Origin of the sequence: Tunicatimonas pelagia, assembly GCF_030506325.1 — a bacterium.
GTDB lineage: Bacteria > Bacteroidota > Bacteroidia > Cytophagales > Cyclobacteriaceae > Tunicatimonas > Tunicatimonas pelagia.
Genome location: NZ_CP120683.1, coordinates 147,652 through 171,044, shown reverse-complemented (window position 1 = coordinate 171,044; position 23,393 = coordinate 147,652). Strand labels below are relative to the sequence as shown.

Genomic DNA, 23,393 nt, shown 5'->3' with positions numbered 1-23,393 from the left:
GACGCATGAACAGTAATTAGTGAATAATGAGAGTGCTATTGTAATCATCATTATTCATCCCGCAGGCTATCAATTGGATTTTGTCGGGCAGCTTTCAAGGTTTGACTGCCGACCGAAAGTATTGCAATAGAGAGCATGAGTAAGCCCGAAGCAGCAAACATCCACCATTCAAGATTGACCCGATACGCAAAATCAGCTAACCAGTCTTGCAAGACATAATTGGCAGTTGCCACCGCAATGACAAAGCTTAATAGCAGTAATTGGACAAAGCTTTTACTGAGTAGCAATAAAATACTCATAGCTGAGGCTCCCAGAGTCTTGCGAATTCCAATTTCTTTCGTTCGTTGCTGAGCGGTATACATGGCTAAACCGATCATGCCCAAACTACAAATCAGGATAGATACAATGGTAAATAACCGAATAAGTTTGGCGATACGCTGCTCCTTCTCGTAGAGTTGCTGGATACTATCTTCTAAAAACTGGTAAGTAAAAACTTGGTCAGGAAAAGTGGCTTCCCAGGTGGTTTGTATCTGTTGTAGCGTTTGTGAGATATTTTCGGATTGCACCTGAATACCTGCCTGAGTGAATATTCTGGGGTAGGGGTAAATAACCAGTGGCTCAATTGGGTTTTGTAACGACTGATGATGAAAATCTTTTACCACACCCACAATCGTACCTTCGGTTTGGGCATTATCGGCGTAGAGATGCTTGCCCAGAACGTCATCCGAAGAGATACCCAGGGTAGCAACAAATTTTTCGTTCACCAAAAACTCGGTAGCCGAATCGCGCAGAACGATATTACGCCCGGCGAGTAATTGCAAATCGTAGGTTTCTAAATATTCTTCATCGCCCCAGCGGTCGCGCACCAAGAAAGGCTCAAAACTATCGCTATGGTTGAATCGCACGTAGCCTCCTTCATTAGTACTAGTGATCGGTGGGGATTGATGAAAGCTGACATTTTGAATATCAGGATGCTGTTTAAGCTGATTTCTAAAGGAAGATAGTCGGGAATAATCACTCCGAGGAACCTTCGTAGTAATGACCGCCTTCTGCCGGAAACCCAGGTCTTGTTTTTGAAAGTAGTTAAGCTGATAGAGAACAACTACTGCACCGATGATAAACGCTTGGGCAATGGTGAACTGCAAAAAGCTCAGCAACTGGCGTAGTCGGTATCCACCGACCTCTTTGGTGCTTATCTGATTGTTTAAAGCTCGTATCGGATGAAAGCCTGACATCACTAACGCCGGATAACTACCCGCTAAGAAAACAATCAGTACAACAAAAAGCAGTAAGCTAATTATTACCGAAGGGTTTGCCAGCAGTTGCAGATCCAATTGAGATTGAATCCAGCTATTGAGTTGAGGAAGCCCTACTAACGTACCAAGCACCACGAGTATCAGAGCGAAGCCGACGACTAATGAAGTTTCGACAATAAACTGCCAGAAGATTTGCCACCGAGAGCTGCCCAACGCTTTTCTGGCTCCTATCTCTTTTGATCGGGAAATAGCCAAGGCGGTGGAAAGGTTTACAAAGTTGATACAGGCGATTAACACGATGATAATAGCCACCGCACTTAGTAAATGCAGTAATGGTTTACGAATAGTGCCGTCATAACGGGTATCGAAGTGCATATTGCTGAGCGACTGAAGGTGAAAGTGCCAGTGGGCAAAATTGTCACCCAAATACTTGCTGACAAAGTTGGACAAATCCTCATCAACCAACTGAGCTTTATCTGGATCAGTTAGTTTTACGAAAGTCCATTTTTTACCACCAATCCAGGTGAAGTTCTCCGTCTGATAGCCTGGGCTCATGACCTTGAGAGTTGGCAATGAAATCAGCACGTTAAAATCAATATCCGTATTTACTGGGCGATTTTCAACTACTCCGGCTACAACTAGATTGGTTCGGTCATTGATACGAATGGTTTTTCCTAAAGCGTTCTCATCAGGAAAATATTTTTGGGCTTGCTGCTGGGTGATTACGATTTGGTTAGGTTCAGCAAGGGCAGTTTCTGGATTTCCTTCAATGAATTGATAGTTAAACATCGACAAAAATGGTGCATTGACGTAGGCTACCCCTTCGGTTGCTATAAATCGGTTAGGCTCACTACTTTTGGTAGGAACAGCAAACTGGGGATCGCGAAAGAATTGCATACAGAATCCCGTCTGCTCAACAGCGGCGTATTCCTCTTTCAGTGCTTGATGCAATGGGAGACTGGTACCGGGTTCGTATTCAATACTGCCATCTTGAATGTGTATATCCAATACTACCCGGTAGATACGGTCAGCCTCAAAATAAAAGGTATCAGTGCTATAGTGCTGATAAACAAACAGGAAAATTAGCACACTACACAGCAAGCCTATTGATAGTCCAGCAACTTGAATCGCAGTAAGCGTTTTCTGCTTCCAGCAGTTACGGTAGGCAGTAAGAAAAATGTTTTTTATCATAACCTTAATCAGTTAACAATGTGCAGTTAGCAATTAACAATTTACAGGCAGAGATATTGATATGTATCAATTGTACATTGTTAATTGTTCATTGAGTGAATTATTCATCTCGTAAACTATCTACTGGGTTTTGTCGGGCGGCTTTCACAGTTTGGGTGCTGGTTGCTAGGAGGGCGATGATTAGCATCGCGAGTCCCGTTCCAACAAATAGCCACCAGGGAATGCCAATGCGATAAGCAAATCCGTTGAGCCATTCGGAAAATAGGTAGTTAGCAAGTGGCATTGCGATGACAAAAGCAATTAATGTAAGCTTAATATATTCTTGCGAAAGGAGCACTAAAATACTACTGACTGAAGCCCCGAGCACTTTCCGAATACCAATTTCTTTAGTACGACGCACAACCGTGTAGGTAGCTAATCCAAATAGCCCCAGACCAGCAATAAAGATGGCCAGCGCGGTAAACAGTCCAAATACTTTGTTAAACTGTTGGTAGGATACATACTGTTGATTGAAGAATTCATTCAGGAAAAAATGATCGAAGGGCTGATCGGGAAAAGCTTGTCTCCAGGTGGCTTGTACCTGCTCTACAGTTTGCTGTACATTGCCTATTGGTTGAAACCGCAACGCTACGTAGCCTGCCGCCGATGGCGCGTATCGTAGCACGATAGATTCGGGAGACTTTTGCAGTAACTGTTGGTTATAGTTTTTAACAATACCGATTATTTCTAAGGTAGTGTTTCTTTCACCCAACACGGTTACTCGCTGATTGAGAGCCGCCTCTAGACTATCATAACCCAACATATCAATTGTTGCTTCATTGACAACTACTCTTTCAACTGAACTGGCGGTATAACCCGGGCTGAAGTTTCGTCCGGCGACTAAGTTTAGCTGTAGCGTTTCCAGAAAGTCTTCATCGGTACGAACCATATAGAAGTTACTACCTCGTTTGGTACCGCCGTCGGTACGGCTCAACCCTCGGTTGTGAGCAATCTCTTTACCGGGTACGAAGTTGGTAGCACTAACCTCTTCTACGTTGGCCAAAGCCTTCACCTGATCTTTGAAGTACTGTAAGCTCAATTGGTAGGTGCTGTCAGATTGAGGAGAGGTCTTCAGTACCATCACCTGATTGATATCCATTCCCAAATCATGCTGCTGCATAAATACTAGCTGGCGATATACAATTAAGCTACCAAAAATTAGGATGAGTGAAGCGATGAACTGAAAAACGACCAATCCTTGGCGGGAGAGTGAACCGCCTTTAGAAAAAACCTTCTTCGTTACCTTTAGCCCGATGGTAGGAGTTTTAATCATGACTCGAGCCGGATACAAAGCGGATAGTAGACTTCCAATCAGAAAAAGTAGTATGAACCAAATAAATACATCAGAAGCAAAGAGTCCCTTCATTTCTATTGCGGATAGATTCCACCCCAGATAGCTAATCAAGCTAGACTGTAAAATAGCTACGAGTAGTATCGCCAACAGAACTGAAATAGTGTTGATGATGGCGGACTCAATCATAAACTGACCGAGAATATGCCGCTTTAATGCCCCGATTGCTTTTTTTACTCCCACTTCTTCCGCTCGGTCAAAAGACTTGGCAATGGTCTGATTCAGGTAGTTGATCCAGCCGATAATCAGAATAAACACTCCAATCACAGATAAGAAGTAAACTGAAGTACGGGAGCCATTCACCCCCGCTTCAAACAGCAGATCGGAATCTAAGTGAATAGAAGTGAGGTGTTGCAAAAACATGATAGGCTTTTTCTCCCAATCGTAGTGATTGTTAATAATATCTCGAATCTTTTCTTCTACCACCGAGGGGTTAGCCTGAGGGGTTAGTCGCAGATAGGTGTAGCATTGGCTCCAGGCCCAGCTTCGGTTCACCCCGGCATCGCTACGAAAAGAGGAGTAGGAGAGTAAAAAGTCAAATTGAATGTGGGAGTTAGTGGGAACATCTTTCAGAATACCTGTGACAGTAAATCGCCCCTGCTGCATTCCATTAATTTCAATTATTTCCCCAATCGGTGTATCTCGCTCCCAACTTTGACCAAAGTACTTTTCGGCTAAACTGGTAGTGAGTAAAATACTCTGGGGTTTGGTTAGAGCAGTTTCAACATTACCGTAGCGCAGCGGAAAAGTGAAAACATCAAAGAAGGTAGAGTCCGCGTAAAAGCCATTCTCTTCATGAAAGCTAATACGTTCGCCGTTTACCGGTTCGTACGAAAGTACATTTGAGCTAACGGACGTAAGCACATGAAACAAGCGAGTGGTCGCCACTACTTCGGGAATCTCCGCTTGTGCTGTAGGACCGAAGCCAGGGACATTAGAAGCGTAAACTTCCGTATGCACTCCATTTTCATCCGTAGCGTGCCAGTCAAAGGGAACACGGTAGATATCTTCAGCTTGTTTGTGAAAAGTGTCGTAGCTCAGTTCAAAATAAACATGCTGAAGAATGAACAAAGCTGCCGTCATGCCGAGTGCTAGTCCTAAGACGTTGATGAGCGTGTACACTCTGTTTTTTGCCAAATGACGAACGGCGGTTTTGAAGTGGGTTTTTAGCATATGTGGTTTGGGGTGGGGCATAGAGTAGGATACCTGTGATGTGGTGTACTCCACGCCTCTGGCTCTCCAGCTCCTCACGTAATTATTCGTACCGAAAGCTATCCGTTGAGTGTTGAAAATACTAGCGTTTTGCAGTGAACGACCGCTAGGGTGCAGGGAACAACTGAACAAGAAGCAAACGCATGGTTTATGACTGCTATACTCCTAGCCTGCTAGCAGTACCTCGGCCGGGATTCCTAAATGTTGGTGTAGTGAGCGCATCATATCGGCGGTAAGTGGCTTTTTTCGGTTAAGCACCTGAGATACGTAACTCTTACTTCCTAGCAGAGGTACTAAGTCTTGGGCAATTAATCCTTTTTCCTGCATGGTAAGCTTAATTGCTTCAATAGGATCGGGGGAGGGCACCGGATGATATCTTTGCTCGTAGTCCTTAATTACTAGTAATAACAAGGCAAGTTCATCACCTTCGGGAGTATCTAATTGGGCATCAAAGATTTGAGCTGCTTCTGGGTATTCGTCGCAGTATTCGTTGATTGTTCGGCTGGTAATAATATTAAACACTTACGAAAGACAGTAAGTTTACTTATAGTAAACAATTTTCTTCATTCATCCTTCAAGCTATCTACCGGGTTTTGCTGAGCCGCCTTTAAGGTTTGTCCGCCTACCGAAAGTAGGATGACTGCAAACAAGAGTCCCGCTGGTAGGGCAAATAGCCACCATTGTCGATCAATATGATAAGCAAAACTGTTTAGCCACTCTGCTAATAAGAAATTAGCTACTGGAATAGCAATGGCTAAAGCTATCACGACTAGTTTCAGATATTGACTCGAAAGTAATAGAAGCAATTGACTCACTGATGCCCCTAGTACTTTTCGGACACCAATTTCTTTCTGACGACGCTGAGCGGTATAGGTAGCCATTCCTAACAAGCCGAGGGCAGAAATGATAATCGCTAACACTGCAAATACATTGACAATAGACCCAATGCGTTGTTCGTAGCGGTACATCTGATCAAAGCTTTCATCCAAGAAATGATAATCTAGTGGAACATCAGGCTGATATTGAGCATATACTTGCTGTAGAGCATCTACGGCCTCGGAGGTTTGACCAGGGGCAATCCGAATATAAGCCTCTTCGGCGTTGCCGGGCCATAACATAAATATGATCGAGCCAATAGGCTGGTGTAGTGAGTGGTAGTGAAAGTCTTTAACCACTCCAACAATTTGTCCTTTGCCCCGCCAAAAGTGTAACTCAGAACCTACGGGATTTTCTAACCCCATTTGTCGGGCTGCTTCTTCATTGATGATATAATTAATGGTATCTTGGCTAAATTCGGGGGAAAAACTACGTCCAGCTACCAACGATACATCCAACGTTCTAAAAAAATCGTAATCGATCATGGCCAGATTAAAAGCGCGGTTATCGTCTTCGGTTTTACCTAGCCAATAGGGATCGCTCGATTCGCTTTGCATGTTGAGTGGATTCTCTCCTCCGCGGGTCACCGATACAAAAGCCGGGTGTTGAAGTAAAGACTGTTTGAAGGTACTAAAGTGTTGATTAATCGTAGGATTAGTAGAAAAGCCAATCACATTACTGCGATCTAATCCTAAGTTTTTTTCCTGAACGTATTGGATCTGAAGATAGATCGCCAACGTCCCCGTCAGTAATATGGTAGACAGTACAAACTGAGATGTGACCAATACAGGACGTAACTTACTTCCTCTGGTACCTGAAATCGTTCCCCCTTTTAATGCCTTCACCGGATTGAGAGAGGATAAAATCAATGCTGGATAGCTACCTGCCAAGAGCGTAGTACCTGCAATCACGCTCAACAGCGAAACGATAAACCAAGCTTCATGGTAGGGGACGGATAATCCTTCGGGAAGAAGTGAATCAAATATAATGAAGCCTAGCTCAACTAAGAGTAGGGCTAATCCAGTGGCAAATGTGACGGTTAGAAGCGATTCGTAAAGAAATTGTCCGGTCAGTACCTGCCGAGAACCTCCTACTGCTTTACGAACCCCTACTTCTGTAGCTCGCTGACTGGCTTGGGCAGTAGCTAGGTTGACAAAATTGATACAAGCGATCGTCAGCACTAAAAGGGCAATAGCTGAAAATAAGTAGACGTAGGTGATACTACCCAATGAAAATAACCCAATCTCACCAGTCCGAAAGGGGGAGCGCAGGTGAAGATCAGCGTAGGAAAATAGCCTTAGTTCGAAATTTAGATCTTCCTTATAACGAGTAATCATCGGGCGTATCTGTCGATTAATTTCGGCAAACTGTGTTGGATCTTCCAGTTCTACCGCAGTAACTACTGAGCTACTTCCCCATTTCTTAAGCCACTCGTGGCGGTTTTCAAGATCAGGATAAGGCAGTATGAAATCGAACGATAGCGAGTTGTTCAGCGGTTGGTCGGCCAAAACTCCGCTAACTACATATTCCCGGTTTCCTTCCTTATCACGAACAGTAATGGTTTTGCCCAGTGGCTCTTCTGCGCCAAATAGTGCGTTCGCGGTTGCTCTATTGATAACAATGCTAGTTGAGTTTACTAATGCTTGCTGCGGATTTCCTCGTGCAAGCGGATACGTAAAAATACTTAGGAAGGTACTGTCGGCGTAAATACCGGTTTGAGTAATCAGAGCATCTCCCACTTGGAGAATATTGTCGGAGGACCAGTCGCCTACTAGTCGGGTAGTTTGAGCAATTCCCGAAATATTCTGCTTTAGTTCCTCAGCTAAGTTAGCCGGCGTAGTTAAACTTATGTCACGGCTACCATCCGAATAGCTCCAATCACCTAATACCAAAAAGGTATTATCTTTTTTAGCCTGTGATTGATCGTAGCCTAGCTGATATTGCACCCAGAGGTAAACCAGAAGACTACAGGCTATGCCCAATGATAAGCCTATGATATTGATGGAAGAAAACAGCTTTTGTTTCCAAAAGTGTCGGAAGGCGATGAGTAAGTAATTTTTTATCATAACTTTTATCAATTAGCAGTTAGCAGTTAGCAATTAACAATGTGCAGAGTACCCCGCGCAGTTAGCAATTAACAACCTACTGTTAGTGATACCAATATGTATCAATTGCACACTGTACATTGCTAATTGTTCATTGACTAAATTATTCATCTCGTAAACTATCTACGGGGTTTTGGTAAGCGGCTCGGAGCGTTTGAGTACTGATAGTAAGCAAAGCAATTAGTAAGATTATTATTACCGGCCCGAGATATAGCCAGGCATCTACCTCAATGCGGTAGGCGAAGCTTTGCAGCCAGTCGGTGATCAAGTAGTTAGCAATAGGAATGGCGATAGCAGTCGCAATCAAAAGCAGGTAAACATATTCGGTAGATAATAGTAGCAATAAACTTTGTACCGACGCTCCGAGTACCTTCCGAATGCCAATTTCCTTGGTTCGCTGTATGGTTGCGATGGAAGAGAGGCCAAAGAGTCCTAAACAGGCAATAAAAATGGTCAGTAAAGCAAAGATGCCAAATATATTTCCGAACCTCTCTTCGGCACTATATTGCGCGTTGAAGTAGTCATCCAGAAAGAAATAGTCAAATGGATTGCCAGGAAACGCTTCTTTCCAGGTCAGTTCTACTTCAGCGAGAATGGCGGCGTAATCTGTTTCTTTCGCTTGTATTTTCACCGCGTAGTAGCCAAAATCTCCTTCATTATCCAAAAAGAAAACCATAGGATCGTAAGCGGCTTTGAGTGATCGCATATTAAAATTATCTACTACTCCAATGACCGTCATAGGCTGGTCTCTCTGATTCATGCGGATTTCTTTATCAATAGCCTCTTCTGCATCTACAAACCCCAGTATGTCAGCCGCTTTTCTGTTGATGATGACATGCTGCTGCTCATTGCCGTAGGCTTCCGAAAAGTTTCTGCCAGCCAAAAAACGCAAATCGTAGGTGGTAGCAAATTCAGCACTGATGCGCCAACTGTAGTGGTTCGCGCCTTCTTCTGACGGACTCTCAGCTCGACGCAAACCGCCCTTGATTAAATCCTCGGCATTGCCCGGCACCTGAGTCGAGCTGGCTACATTTAGGATACCCGCTTTTCTCGAAAGTGCTTGTTTGAAGAAGGTGACTTTCTGAGCAAAAGTACTATCTACCACATCAGGATTGGGTAAAATCAGCATCTGGCTGATGTCCATACCTAGGTCTTGTTTCTGCATAAAGGTAAGCTGACGATCAATAGAAAAGGTAGCAGAAATTAGTGCCAAGCAAGTAGTAAACTGAAATATCACCAATGCTTTTTTGAGAAGATTTCCTTTCCCTGGGGTAGTAAAGCTGGCTCGGGTAAGCCGACTTATCGGATAGGAGGATATAAGCAACGCCGGATAAAAAGCGGAGCCTAACGTACCTATTACGAAAAAGCTAAGGATCAATAGCCAGATTCTTTCATCCTGCCATAAATACAGCGGCACGCCGATCAGTTGATGAACCGCGGGTTTCAGTAAATAGAAGAGGAGTAAAGCAAGTAACAAACCTAATAAGTTCAGAAATACCGACTCGCCGATAAATTGCTGAACCAGCTGCTTTCGGTCGGCCCCGGCAACTTTACGAACACCTATCTCTCTGGCTCGATCTATGGCTTTCGCGGTAGTGAGGTTGGTGTAGTTGATCCAGGCAATCAGCAAAATAAGCAGGGCTACTGCTCCCAGAATGTAGATAAGCTGAATGCTGCTGTTGGGCTTGATTTCCTGCACCATATCCGAATACAAATGAATGTCTGGCAAAGGTTGCAGTACGTTCTGTATCGCAAAATTGGCGGGCCACCTCGGGGCGATCTCCTTTTCGGTAAACGAGGCTAGCTGTTCTTCTAACTTCTGGAGACTGCTACCGGGTTTGAGCAGCAAATAGGTATAAAAGGTCCAACTTCCCCAATCCTCGTTTACTCTTTCTTCACCCCAGAGAGGAATCAGCGTATTGATGGAAACCAGAAAGTCGAAGGCGAGATGAGAGTTAGTAGGTACATCTTCGCATATTCCCGTGATTTTCAACGGAACTTTCATATTTCCTTCCTTAAGAACTAATGTCTTCCCCATGACTTCATCATTACCAAAGTATTTCTGAGCCATAGCTCGGGTCAGGACGATGCTGTTAGGTTGCTGTAGTGCCGTAGAAAGCTCGCCGGATACCTCCGAAAAGGAAAAGATATCGAAGAAAGTAGAATCCACGAAAAAGAGTTTTTTCTCGTTAAATACGCTTTGATTATCTTCATTGGCTATCGCTACTGAGCCTTCTAGCGGAACCAAACGAACGAAGCTTTCTACTTCCGGATAGCTGCTTTGTAAGGCGGCGGCTAGTGGAGGTAGATTTTTAGGAACTCGAGCCTGCTCTTTGCCATCAATGTACATCGCCGCGCCCACTCGATAAATATCATCACTTCGCTCATGAAAATTATCGTAGCTCAATTCAAACAGAATGAAAATGCCCAGAAACAGGCTGGCACATAAGCTAATGGAAAGCCCGATGATATTAATCAGCGAGAAGTGCTTATTCTTAAGCAAATTCCGATAGGCTATTTTGAAGTAGTTCTTCGTCATAACTTTAATCAGTTAGCAAAGAGCAATTAGCAATGTGCAGTAACTTAATTAGGAAGTTGTTAGCTTCAATTGTTCACTGCTAATTGTTCTCTGTTCATTGTTTGAATTATTCATTCCGTAAACTATCCATCGGGTTCCGGGTGGCTGCTTGAAGGGTCTGAGTGCTGATAGCAATTAAAGCAATTAGTAAAACCATAGCCGTTGGTAGCACAAAGAACCACCAAGCTATCGTGATTCGGTAAGCGAAATCGGCTAGCCAATCGGCCAGAAAATAATTGGCAACCGGAACGGCAATGACGGCCGCAATAATAATGAGTTTGAGGTACTGCTGAGAAAGCAGCGCGAAGACCTGCTGCACCGTGGCTCCCAGCACCTTGCGGATACCAATTTCTTTGGTTCGGCGGGTCAGGCTAAAAGTAGTAAGCCCGATCAAGCCTAAGCAGGCAATCAGGATAGCTAGGATGGCGAAGATCGTAAAGCCTCGCAGGATCATTTGTTCCAACTGATAACTGGAGGCTAACTGATCGTCTAGAAAAGCGTATTCGTAAACACGTTGAGGAAATACCGCTTCCCAACCTTCTTTCAGCTGGGCCAGTCCATCCGACAAGCCCGATAATCTGACCGCTGCTTCATAAATACCGTAGTCCCAATTAATGAAAACACCGGGGCTTATTTCTTCCTGCAATGAATTGTTGTGATAATCTCTTACCACTCCCACAATTGTGGCTCGCCCTTCGTTAATATCTAATTCCTGTCCCAAGGCTGCTTCGGGTGATGTAAAGAGGGCGTTGGCAAGTGTTTCGTTTACAATAAATTCGTCAAACTGGGTGCTAGTTCGCGTGAAGTTTCTTCCGGCAATCAGTTCTAGTTGATAGAAATCTAAATAGTGCAAATCAATGCTCTTCATCTCAGATTCTATACCGTCTACTTCGGTTTGGTGGGGGAGGCGAGCGGTAGTGCCGTTGCGGATTCCGGTAGCGGTAGGGGCACCCGTAGCCAGGGTTACTTCGGTAATCGCTGGTTGATTTAGAAGGCGAGTTCGCAGGGCTTCAGTCTGTTGTTCACTCGGTACTTTAGTAGTGACGATTGCTTCGGTAGTAAATCCTAGGTCGATGTCCTGAACGTACTTTAACTGTTGGTACACTACTAGTGCACAGGTTCCTAATACCAGCACAATAGAAAACTGAAGCACAATTAACGACTTATGCAAGCCAAAGCTGCGATCCCGAAACGAGACGATATTGCCTTTTAGTGCCTTCACTGGCTCAAAGGCTGAGACGACTAGAGCTGGGTACACGGTAGCCAGAGCACTTACTATCAAAGCCAGTAGCAAACTAATTCCGATAATATTGCTGCTTAACGATAACTCTAGCCGAAAGACGGCGAGTAAATCATTGATCTGACGTAGGCAGAAAGTAGTCAACAATAGTGATATAACAATGGCACCTCCTACAATCAGACTGTTTTCACTAAGATGCTGCGTGAAGAGCTGCACTCGACTTCCACCCAGTACTTTTCTGACTCCTACCTCTTTGGCTTGCCGAGAAGCCTGAGCCATCGCCAGATTGATAAAGTTAATACAGGCGATTAACAGAATGAATATACCAATCCAGCTAGCCGACCGAGTGACTTTCATTGGCATGGTATAGCTATTGATGCTGGTACTGTACAACGTTTCGGTGTGGATTTCCGGTAGTGGTTGAAGCGCATAACTAATCCGCTGCCGATCCTGCTCATCCAGATACTTCGATTTCCAGGTATCGATTTGCCGTTCCAATTCACTCACCGGAGTATCAGCCTGCGGAATAATGTAAGTAGTACCCTGATAGTTACCTGACCAGTTTTCAGCAAAGTAGGGATTATTGACTCGGAAGAATTCGTAAGGGACTAGCATCCGAAACCGAATAGAAGAAGTTACCGGTGGATCGTCCACCACTCCGGTTATTTGTAGCGCATCTTTATGGTTAAGTTGAAGTATTTTTCCAATTACTTTGTTGGCTTCAACGCTACTTTTTCCGAATACCTGGACTGCCAAGCTTTTAGTCAGTACCGCTGAGTTCATATTTGAAAAAGCCGTTTCAGAATTACCCTGCAACCAGTTTACATCGAACACCTGCCAGAAATACGGGTCAACGAACAGTACTTGCTCTTCATCAAATTTATCCAGTTCACTATCCGAATCAGCCAGACCGAAGTTGCGCGTAACCGGACCCGCTGTTTGGGTAACGAGTGACAAATCATTAGGAAAATCATTACGTAGAGCTTCGGCTAGGGGATAAGCAGTGGAACTCCAGTAATAGGTATCATCAGTATACTTTGTATGTTGCACTACTCGGTAAATCTGGTCAGCTTTTTCGTGGTGCTGGTCAAAGCTAAGCTCGTAGGACACGAATGTATAAATGACCAAGCAGCAGGTAATGCCAATGCTCAGCCCGAGCACTTTGATAAATGCTAAGCCTTTGTCTCGGCTAATTCGGCGAAGGGCAGTTTTCAAATAGTTTCTGATCATAACTTATTCAATTGGCAAAGAACAGTGTGCAATGTGCAATTAATGGTATGGTTTACAACATATTAATTGTTCACTGTTCATTGCTCATTGTACATTGACTTACTCGTTTCGCAAATTCTCAACGGGGTTTTGGTGAGCAGCTTTCAATGTTTGCCCTCCTACGGAAAGTAAAGCGAACAGTAGAACTAAAACTCCGGGTACTAGATATAGCCACCAATGAATATCCACTTGGTAAGCGTAATTGTCTAGCCAATCGCTGATGAAGTAGTGGGCGATTGGAATAGCAATGAAAAACGCAATCAGAATGAGGCGAATGTATTCTTTGGAGAGAAGTGACAGAATGCTGGAAATAGAAGCTCCCAGTACTTTCCGGATACTAACCTCTTTTTTGCGTTTTTCAAGCATGTGGTTGATGAGGCCAATCAGACCAAGGCAGGCAATGAATAGGGTGAAGAAGGTGAAGTAGCCAAAAACGTCCGACATACGTTTCTCCGATTGATACAACTGCTCGTACTCTTCATCCATGAAGCGGTACTCAAACGGATAGTTAGGGTTATGCGTTTTCCAAGCTTGCTCTAGTAAGTTTAGGGAAGCTGTTGTGTTTCCGGGAGCTACGTTTGCCATAATATACGAAGGGCGAAAAATCATGTGTAGTGCCAACGGTTCTACTTTCTGGTGTAACGACTTAAAGTTAAAGTCCTTAACGACACCTACAATAGTGCCTTCATTTCCACCCAGGTTAAACGTCCTTCCAATAGGATCATTAAATCCAGTGAACTTTAGTGCTTCTTCATTCAAGATGTAGTTGGATGAATCGGCTGGGAAGTCGGGTGAGAAAGCTCTTCCTTCTAGCAGTTCCAACCCCAAAGTTTCTATATAATCAAAGTCCACCGAAAAGTGATGAAATAAGATATTATCGTCTTCATTTTTACCCTCCCAATCAACGGTAGAAGCACTTATTGTATAGGTAGGAATATCAGAAGAAGTAGTAAGTCCCTTGATAGCAGGTTGTTGCAGTATATCGTTTTTAAACCCATCGTAGTTGTTCCGTATATCACCTCGGATCGGCATATACACTAGTAAGTCTTTATCGTAGCCCAAATCTTTTTCTACAAAGTACTGAAATTGCCGATATACCACCGTAGTACCCAAGATTAGGATAATGGTGACAGCAAACTGAGTAACAACCAGTACCCGACGAAACAGCGTACCTCCCTGCTTTGCGGAGAGACCACCTTTAAGCACTTGCGCGGGCTTAAACGCTGACAAAACTAACGCGGGGTAGCTACCGGCTATCAAACCAATTAGTACCGTTCCTACAATAAAGCTGATGCCAATAATCCATTTTTCGGAACTCAGCGCAATAGTCTTTCCCACCATCTCGTTAAAGGCCGATAAAGATAGTAACACGGTTCCAGTGGCGACTACTAAAGCCAGTAATGATAACAGTACTGATTCGCTCAGTAGTTGCCCAATAATTTGGCTGCGCTGCGAACCCACGGCTTTCCGCAATCCAATTTCCTTGGCTCTTCGTTCGGATTGAGCGGTAGAGAGATTCATGAAATTGATACTGGCAATCAGGAGAATAGCCAGTGCCACTACAATAAAAATATTGACGTAGGGATAGCGAGGTTCGGTGCTGCCGTATACATCAATATCGAAGTTAGAGTAGAGGTGGATATCATCTAGTGCTTGCAGATAGAAGTAGTCGTTAAGATCTTCGTCTACTCTGGCGAATTCAGTGATTTTCTCCGAAAGAGCGTCTCCATTCACATCTTGACCTAGCAAAAAGTAAGCGTAGTAGTAGTTATTGTCATTACTCAAATTAAAACCGAGTTCGTATAACTTGCGGAATGGTAGCAGAATATCGAACTGAAAATGAGTATTGGTTGGTAAATTCTCAGTAACCCCGCTAATGGCAAAATTAAGATTTTGGTCAATCGTCAGTATCTTGCCTAAGATGTCTTCTTGCTGCCAATTCTCACCAAAGTACTTTTGGGCTAGTTGTTCGTTGATGACTACTGAGTTAGGATCATCGAGTGCGGTAGCCGGGTTTCCAATAATGAAGGGAAGTTGAAAAACTTGAAAGAAGGTCGAGTCTACGTAGGTAGTATTTTCGTAGAACTTCGCCTCGCCGTACTCAACTAAGGATCGACCGGGGAAAGGGCGAAAGCGAGTGTACTCATCGATGCCAGGAAACTGTTCTTTCAGTAGCTCGGGGGTAGATGCTGTATTGGCGGCTGCTTTGAACACAGTGCCATCGCTCATTTCTGGAGCCTGGACTAAACGATAAATCTGCTTGGAGTTCGGCCAGAATGATTCGTAGCTCAGCTCATCGTGAATCCAGAGGATAATCAGTATGGCGCAAAACATACTGAGAGCTAGGCCAAGCACATTGATGAAGGAATAGGTTTTACTTCGGATAAAGTTGCGGTAGGCGATTTTGAGATAGTTCTTTATCATAATGACTAATGATGGATGAGTAATGCTTTTCATCGTTCATTATTCACAATCATTACCCATCATCTAAACTATCTAATGAGTCTCGGAAAAACTATCATTTTGCAGTCAACGACCGCCAGAGTGCAGTGAGTGGTAGCTAAACGAGCTAGGATACTATTTTTCTAGACCTAGTTGCTCTGGGTTTGACTGCTAGCTGAGTGATTTTGTTAACTAATTATCCATAAATATCCTGGATCTCCCAGATGATGGAAGAGAGGCTCCTTTGGATCACCGCGACCGACATCTGGGTGAACAACAAAGGAGTCTCATTTGATATTTCACTTTCTGTGATTAGATATTTTTTCAGGATGCCAGACTACTGCTTTGCGCTCCGAATACTTCCTCCTCCAGTTCAGCTGGCAGCATATCAAAAATCACGTGGATACGATCCTGATCGCCATCGTTGCGGGCTTCGTGCATTTGATTGTTATCAAACCACCATAGCTCACCTTCCTGCATACGTACTTCTTCATCACCCGTTTTCATCCAGGACCCCAGGCTTGAGTGCAAAACAAAATGATAACGATTACGAACGCGATAGTATTCACCCCGATCAATGTGCGGGTATACCTGCTTACCAGCGGGTAAACAGACGACCTTAGCCCGTCCCAAAATTTCATTTCGTTCTTGGGCAAAGTTGTTTAGAAACTCAACAAAGAGAGGGTACTGTTGACTGCCAGTAGTCCATCGGCTTTCGTGTACATCCCGACGCTTTCTATCACCAATGGCCGATTTTCTCAAGCCACGTAGGGGGATGGCAAGCGCTTCGCGTTGTACTGCTATTTTATCTTGGCGTCCGGTCGAGCCAGCCCAGGCATCCTCAATGGAATTTATTTGATCTAAAAAAGGCTGGGTAGGGATGTTCTGTTTGATGCGCTTAAAGTACTTCATTTTGTTATCTCGTTAAATTGGTTTTAAAAATGCTTTTAATGCCCCTATGTCGCTGTGGGTAGACCGAACGTAACTGCTTCTTCTAAAAAAAAATATTTTTTTTAATCGGCCTGTTTTTTTTCTTGGTCACAGACACGCACTACTTTGCGAACATGTGTCAAACTTCATTTTTTACTTATGATAACACTACGTAAGCAGTAAGACAAGATCAAATTGATGATAGCTATTTGGCTGAATAGGAAAAATAAATGCTAGAAATCCCCTACCTCCTTTAAAAAAGCCTACACGGCGCGGGGGAAAATGCATAACGTATTTTGTCTTACTGCTTACTAACTACACTGTAAAATAAGTTTCTGTATGCTGTGTTAGTGCCGTCATTGCGAGCTGTGAAGAATGAGCAGCGTGTCGGACGGCCGATGCCGCAATCTCACGTACCGCTCGCCGTAGTGCAAGATTGCCATGCTCGTTCCTCATCCAGCGTAGAACGCTCGCAATGACATTTAAAATGTATAATTGTTTACTTTACAGGGTACTAACCCCTTGGCCTGATAATAAGCATTGTCGACGTTTAGCCGATTACTCCCGATTTTATTGAGGGTGGCAATATCCGATGAGCTGGGCTTTCTTTATCGCCAGCGAGATCGTATTTTGCGTTTGTGCGCGAGAATGATCAGTTTGTCATACGATTCACTCAACAACCAGCTATCTACACTTATGATGAAATACTGCCTCTTATTTTTCTTCCTGCTAACCAGTGTAGTGGTAGCAGTGGGCCAAACGGGCAACCCCTCTGAAAATGTAGTGATTACTTCTGAAAAGAAGAAAACAAAAGTACACACCAGTAAAAGCGGAGCGTTGCAGGTGAATGTATCGCCGAAAGATGCAGCTAAGTTTAAAACTGCCGGACTCGTTAGTTATCGTGATTTTGGTGCCCAAGGCGATGGTAAAACCGATGATATGGATGCCATTGTGGCGACCCACGCATTTGCCAATCAACATAACTTACGCGTGAAGGCCAACGAAGAAGCTACTTATTACATTGGTGGTAAGGAGCGAACTGCAGTTATCCAAACCGATACTGATTTTGGTACAGCCGCCTTCATTATTGATGATACTGAGGTGCAAAACCGTGAAGCCTCGATCTTTATGGTTAGTTCTAGTAAGCAAGCATTCAACCCTACTGGGATCAACTCTCTGAAAAAGAATCAAGCAAAAATTACTATTTCCCTGCCAGAGCCCTGCTTGATTACGGTTACTGATTCTACCGTACGACGGTATATCCGCTACGGGCTAAATCAAAACAATGGTGCCCCTCAGACGGATATCTTCGTTGTTGATAAAGATGGTAATGTGGACATAAACACTCCGATTATTTGGAGTTTTGATCAGATTACGGAGATCACCGCACTGCCTATTGATGAAGATACGTTACGTATTACCGGAGGACGTTTTACTACCATTGCCAATCAGGCAGAGTCCAAGTACACCTACTACAGTCGGAATATAGCCATCAGGCGTTCTAATGTGCTGGTAGACCAATTAGAGCATCGCATTACGGGCGAAGGCGAACATGGAGCACCCTACGGTGGTTTTCTCAATATTCGCGACTGCTCGCACGTCACGGTTCAGAATACCATCCTAACCGGACATAAAACCTACCGAACTATTGGCCGAGCCGGGAAGCTCGTCTCAATGGGTTCCTACGATCTTTCGGTCACTCGCGCGCTGAATGTATCGTTTGTAAACTGTAGCCAGACTAATGACATTAATGACCGTACTTACTGGGGAATTTTAGGATCAAATTACTGCAAGAATCTGCTCTACGATAGCTGCACCCTTTCTCGGTTCGATGCCCATATGGGGGTGGCCAATGCTACCATCCGCAATTCTACGCTGGGGCATATGGGCATTAATGCCATTGGTACGGGAACCTTCACCGTAGAGAATAGCACCATCCGAGGTAGAAGTCTTATTAACCTACGCCCCGACTACGGCAGTACCTGGCAAGGCGAATTTGTAATTCGGGACTGTGTGTTTGTGCCCAATGGCGGTAGACCAAGCACCGCTAGTCTAATCAGTGGCCACTATACTGGTCAGCATAATTTCGGATACGTTTGCTACATGCCCCAACGAATTACTATCGAGAATCTTCACATCGACGACTCTAATCACCCAGAAGACTACCCGGGGCCGGCTATTTTTGCCGATTTTAACCCGGAGATGACGGACAATTCTTACCGAGAGAAGTTTCCCTACGTCAAAACACAAGAAGTAATTCTCAAGAATGTTACTATTGCTAGCGGCCAGAAGTTGAGGCTCAGCGATAACCCGTTTATGTTCAAGGGAGTGAAAGTAATTACTGAGCAGTGAGGAATTAGCAGTGAAAATATGAAAGGGGTGATAATGGATTGTTGGCGGGGAGCAATCAGCAATGAACAATGTGCAGTGAGCAATTAGCAATGACTAATGACCAACCAATGACTAGCGACAAAGGACGAATGACCATTGTGGACTATAGACTGTTGACCGTGGACTGTGAGCCGTTGATTGACATTCAAGAATCAGTCGCTTTTGCTTTTTTCTTGGCCGACTTACGAGGGGTTTTCTTTAGCACTATGGGTTCCGGTAGACGGTCGTAGAGCTGGTTCATTTTTTTTATCTGCCGGGCTAGGGGAGTGGTGATGGCATCGGGTTTCATGCGCCAGCCCCAGTTGCCGCTCGGAGTAGAAGGGCGATTCATAATAGCTTCTTCTCCTAGGTTTAGAAAATCCTGCATAGGAATAACACAGAGTTTGCCCACCGATTGCATCGCTAAGCAGCTTAGTAGGTAAGCCGCGTTTTGTTCCGTTACCGGCTGCTGCAAATAGCTGGATACATTATTTTGGTCAGTTACCCTCAGGCGTTTAAACCAGCCCCGGCTCGTGTTATTGTCGTGGGTTCCAGTGTACACAATTGTGTTGGGCACATGATGATGAGGAATATAGCCACTCTTGGGCATACCGGGGCCGAAAGCAAAGTGTAGTACCTTCATGCCGGGCAAACCAAACTCACTCATCAGATCATGCACGGGTTGGTCAATATCGCCCAAGTCTTCGGCAATAATTGGTAGCTTTCGGTGCTTCTTTTTTAGGCGTCTAAAAAATTTGTCGGCCGGTCCCTTTTTCCATTTACCGTTAATGGCAGTTTTTTCGGAAGCATTTACCTCCCAGAAAGCAGAGAAGGCTCGGAAATGATCTAGTCGAACCAGATCAAACATGGCTAAGTTATGACTGACCCGGTGCATCCACCAGTGGTAGTTTTTCTTTTGCAGCTCCTTCCAGTTGAATATAGGCATACCCCAGAGCTGCCCGGTTTCACTAAAGTAATCGGGAGGCACTCCCGCGACGGTCTTGGGCAGCTTAGACTTTTTGAGTTTAAATATCTCCTGATGCGCCCACACATCGGCACTGTCGTAGCCTACGTAAAACGGAATATCACCTAAAAACTTAACCCCCTTTTTTTGACAATAGACTTTGAGCGTATTCCACTGACGAAAAAAGATGAACTGTTCAAACTTGGTCTGATCGATACCCTTTCGCACTTTTGTCTTTAGCTCATCCATCGCCAACACATCTCGATCACGAATTTCTGATGGCCATTTTTCCCAGCTCTTGCCCCCGAAGTGCTGGCGAAAAGCCGTGAAGTCAGCGAAGTCATCCAACCAATCGGCCTCGTACATGCAAAACTGCTCGTAGGCTTGGCGTAGACGCTTGCTTTTACTGCGGGCAAATCGGGTAAACGCCAAGTCGAGCCACGCACGAATGGCGGGCACTACTTTCTTAAAATCTACTTGATCCGCCCGAAAACGGGTAGAGACTGCTGCTTCTTCTTTTCGCAACAGACGGTCTTTCACTAGTAGCTCCGGGCTGATGAGCAAGGGATTACCCGCGAAGGCAGAAAGGCCACTGTAGGGTGAGTAACCACTGCCTTGATCTACCGGATTTAGCGGAAGGATTTGCCAGTAGGTAAGCCCGCTGCGCTGCATAAAGTCAGCAAAGCGGTAGGCTTCGGGGCCTAAGTTCCCAATGCCGTGTTCCGAAGGTAATGAAGTAATATGAAGTAAGACGCCACTCCGCCGTTGGGTTATCATGATTGTTGGTTAGTTAGAATAGCAATCGGGAAATGTTGCAAGATAGCAGAAATTGGAAGAGATGTTTCCGAACGGTGAACAATCTCGCCAGTGAACTCATGGCGCCAGAAACCAGCCGGAAGCTCCGGTATAGCTACCTCCGTATCTTCCCATTGTGCCCCGAGCAGGAAGTATGAGTCTTCGGATAGTAGTTGAATAACTTCCCGGGGAATGACGACGAGTACGAAACGATCTTGGTGGCGACGCAAGAACGCCAATACGTGAGCTGCATACTTTCCGGTAACTTTCAGTGGTTGATAATAGCTCTCCGCGAATAGCGCGGGCCATCGCTTTCGTAGTTGCAAACTGTGGTAGAGCGTATACATTTTAATCGCCGGATCATCAGGGTTAGCGATTAACTGTCGGGCTTGCGATAAGGTGTCGGAGTCTTGAGAAAACTGCTCAAGTAAAAGCCTGCGGGCGGAGTAATCTACCGGACGGCGATTATCGGGGTCAACCATGCTTAAATCCCAAAACTCGGTTCCTTGGTAAATGTCGGGTACACCCGGAGCCATTGCTTTTAGTACGGTCTGACCTAAAGAATACGTTACCGATTTACGCGCCAGTGGTTGGGCAAAATCAGTTAACTCCGCCAGGAAGTCAGCATTGCTGAGTATGCTTTTGGTAAAGTCCGCCAGACTTTTCTCATAATCGGCATTGGGTGACGACCAGTTCGTATTTGCCTTGCCTTCTCGGACGGCTTTTTCCAAATAGTTGCCTAGACGTTCGGTATAATTGTCTTCTAGCGGAGAGATATGAAACGGGTAGGTTCCTACTAAGGTCTGATAGACGAAGTAAACATCATTATTGGTAGGGTAGCACTTTCCGGCTACTTCAGTGCAGTACTGCCGATGGTCATTCTTCCACTTGGTGCTCAACTTCGTCCATTCATCTACCTGTTCGCTCAGCGTATTAATTCGGATGCGGGCATCTTCACCGCGTTTGGTATCGTGGGTAGACGTGGCGTTCATAGTCAGTAAAGAGCGCGACTGCAACCACTGATGAAGTTCATTAGTGATCATTCCCAGGTGATCGGGGTTATCGCCTACCTCGTTGCGCGAAATCAGCCGATAATACTGGTAAAAAGTAGTATCTTCAATGCCTTTGGCCGCTAGTGGCCCGGAAAATTGCTGGCAGCGTTGAATAAAATACAGGGTATTTTTATTAACCTCTTCACTTTTATCGGGCACTCCGTTGAAAATAGCGCGTAGCGTATCAAATGCTGCTGAGAGCTGCGGAGCTTTATTTTGGGCTTCAGAAAAAATCTTACCCAGCAACTGAAGCGATTCTTCGGCGAGCGGTAGCTGGTTATCGTAAATACGGTAAACCGGAAAAGCCACCAGCATATGAGCCAGTGCTGCCTGCAACTCTTCGGAAGAAGCTGTGTTTGCTTCGGGAATAATCTTGAGTGTTTCTAGCGAGCGAAAAAGATTATTCAGTTCGCCCTGCATCCGCTCCCGAAAAATGAACATTTTGTTATCGTATACAATATCAGTGTACGATCGCTCTTCAGGCTCCCACAGCCGATAGAGTTTGCTTAGTTGATCGGACTGCGTGGAGCTACTAAAAAACCGGTTCACCTGTACCAAAAAATCGTAGCCGGTGGTTCCCTGAATAGGCCACTCATTTGGAATTACCTCTTCTTCCTCAAGAATTTTCTCTACCACTAAGTAAGTATCACTGCCTACTAAATTACGCAGTCGTTCCAGGTACTGGGTAGGATCAAAAAGTCCATCAACATGATCGATGCGTAAGCCCTGAATAATATCTTTCTGAATGAGCGCGCTCAACAACTGATGATAATCATCAAATACGGTAGGGTTCTGCATGTTGAGGCAGATAAGATCGTTTACGGTGAAGAATCGGCGGTAGTAGATTTCTCGCTCAGTTTTTTTCCAGTAAACCAACCGAAAGTGCTGCTTATCGAGCAATTCTTGAATAAACGCATCATTATCGTTAAGCTGCTCAATAGCTTCGGTAAGCGTTAAACGAAACTTATCTTTCAGGAACACATCTTGCCACTGATTTTTGAAGTGATGCCACTCATCAGGGTTGGCTGCACCCGCAATGTCTAGAGCGAATGGTTCTAAAGCAACTAGGAGCCTAGTGAATTGCGCTTTATCTTCGGGATCACTAGTTTGGTCAATAATGTTGGTAAGAACTCCGGTATACGAAGCTGCGCTGAGCGGTATTCGGTTTTCGTAATAACGAACCGCCAAGCCCAAGTCGTCGAAAGAAAGCCGAAGTTGATCAGAATCCAGTACGCTAGTCAGCGATTCGCCTAATATGGGCAGCATTAGCTTACCGTAATTATCCGGGTGCTCATTCCACCAATCTACGTCGAAGTGCTCGAAATACGGAGAACGAGGCCCCAGTTCCAGCAGACTGGTAATCCAGGGGTTAGCCGGATCGAAGGCCATGTGGTTAGGTACAATATCCTGAATCCAGCCAATATTCCGCTTCCGAAGTTCTTCAGCAATCTCAGTTAACGCGGCTTCGGTTCCTATTTCAGGATTAATCTGAAGTGGGTCAATCACATCGTAGCCGTGGGTGCTGCCCAGCCGGGCGGCCAGAATAGGGGAGGCGTATACGGTAGAAATCCCTAACGCTTGCAGATAATCTAAAATATCTCGCAAGCGACTCAGGTTAAAGTCGGCGTGAAACTGTAAGCGGTAGGTTGATTGGGGGATGTACATAATTAATTGACATGGATGATGAAGGACGGAAACGGGAGACCGGATACCGGAGTCCGGA

At 44.8% G+C, this 23,393-nt stretch carries 11 protein-coding genes; 1 reads left to right on the top strand and 10 read right to left on the bottom strand.

What is annotated here, in order from left to right; genetic code table 11:
• Nucleotides 1–50 precede the first annotated feature (50 nt).
• The 8 genes from P0M28_RS00590 to P0M28_RS00555 all read right to left on the bottom strand — a co-directional run bounded on the left by P0M28_RS00590 (nt 51) and on the right by P0M28_RS00555 (nt 16,471).
• The gene (locus tag P0M28_RS00590) at nt 51–2,447 is read right to left on the bottom strand and encodes an ABC transporter permease (RefSeq protein ID WP_302207403.1); all 2,397 of its coding nucleotides are present in this window, start codon (nt 2,445–2,447) and stop codon (nt 51–53) included.
• Nucleotides 2,448–2,547: 100 nt separating this feature from the next.
• On the bottom strand, nt 2,548–5,010 hold the full coding sequence (locus P0M28_RS00585) for an ABC transporter permease (RefSeq protein WP_302207402.1): 2,463 nt from the start codon (nt 5,008–5,010) through the stop codon (nt 2,548–2,550).
• Nucleotides 5,011–5,214: 204 nt separating this feature from the next.
• Complete coding sequence (locus P0M28_RS00580; RefSeq protein WP_367281890.1) at nt 5,215–5,571, bottom strand: helix-turn-helix domain-containing protein; 357 nt, start codon at nt 5,569–5,571, stop codon at nt 5,215–5,217.
• A 41-nt stretch (nt 5,572–5,612) separates the two neighbouring features.
• On the bottom strand, nt 5,613–7,991 hold the full coding sequence (locus P0M28_RS00575) for an ABC transporter permease (RefSeq protein ID WP_302207401.1): 2,379 nt from the start codon (nt 7,989–7,991) through the stop codon (nt 5,613–5,615).
• Nucleotides 7,992–8,133: 142 nt separating this feature from the next.
• Nucleotides 8,134–10,569, bottom strand: coding sequence for an ABC transporter permease (locus P0M28_RS00570; protein WP_302207399.1), 2,436 nt, complete (start codon nt 10,567–10,569; stop codon nt 8,134–8,136).
• 106 nt (nt 10,570–10,675) lie between these two features.
• The gene (locus P0M28_RS00565; protein ID WP_302207397.1) at nt 10,676–13,078 is read right to left on the bottom strand and encodes an ABC transporter permease; all 2,403 of its coding nucleotides are present in this window, start codon (nt 13,076–13,078) and stop codon (nt 10,676–10,678) included.
• A 99-nt stretch (nt 13,079–13,177) separates the two neighbouring features.
• Entirely contained in the window at nt 13,178–15,574 is a 2,397-nt protein-coding gene (locus P0M28_RS00560; RefSeq protein ID WP_302207396.1) for an ABC transporter permease, read from the bottom strand.
• Nucleotides 15,575–15,883: 309 nt separating this feature from the next.
• Nucleotides 15,884–16,471 carry an aspartyl/asparaginyl beta-hydroxylase domain-containing protein gene (locus P0M28_RS00555; RefSeq protein ID WP_302207395.1) on the bottom strand — a complete coding sequence of 196 codons (588 nt, stop codon included), beginning with the start codon at nt 16,469–16,471 and terminating at the stop codon, nt 15,884–15,886.
• A gap of 717 nt (nt 16,472–17,188) precedes the next feature.
• Here P0M28_RS00555 and P0M28_RS00550 point away from each other — a divergent pair.
• Entirely contained in the window at nt 17,189–18,841 is a 1,653-nt protein-coding gene (locus P0M28_RS00550) for a hypothetical protein (RefSeq protein ID WP_302210954.1), read from the top strand.
• Between the two features lie 184 nt (nt 18,842–19,025).
• On the opposite strand, the gene malQ is transcribed toward P0M28_RS00550, so the two are convergent.
• Both malQ and treY read right to left on the bottom strand, forming a co-directional pair.
• Nucleotides 19,026–20,600 (bottom strand): 4-alpha-glucanotransferase, encoded by a 1,575-nt coding sequence (gene malQ, locus P0M28_RS00545; protein WP_302207394.1) that lies wholly within the window; start codon nt 20,598–20,600, stop codon nt 19,026–19,028.
• A complete protein-coding gene (gene treY, locus P0M28_RS00540) occupies nt 20,597–23,335 on the bottom strand; it encodes a malto-oligosyltrehalose synthase (RefSeq protein WP_302207393.1) in 2,739 nt (912 codons plus the stop codon). The genes malQ and treY overlap by 4 nt, the downstream gene beginning before the upstream one ends.
• Between the last annotated feature and the right edge of the window lie 58 nt (nt 23,336–23,393).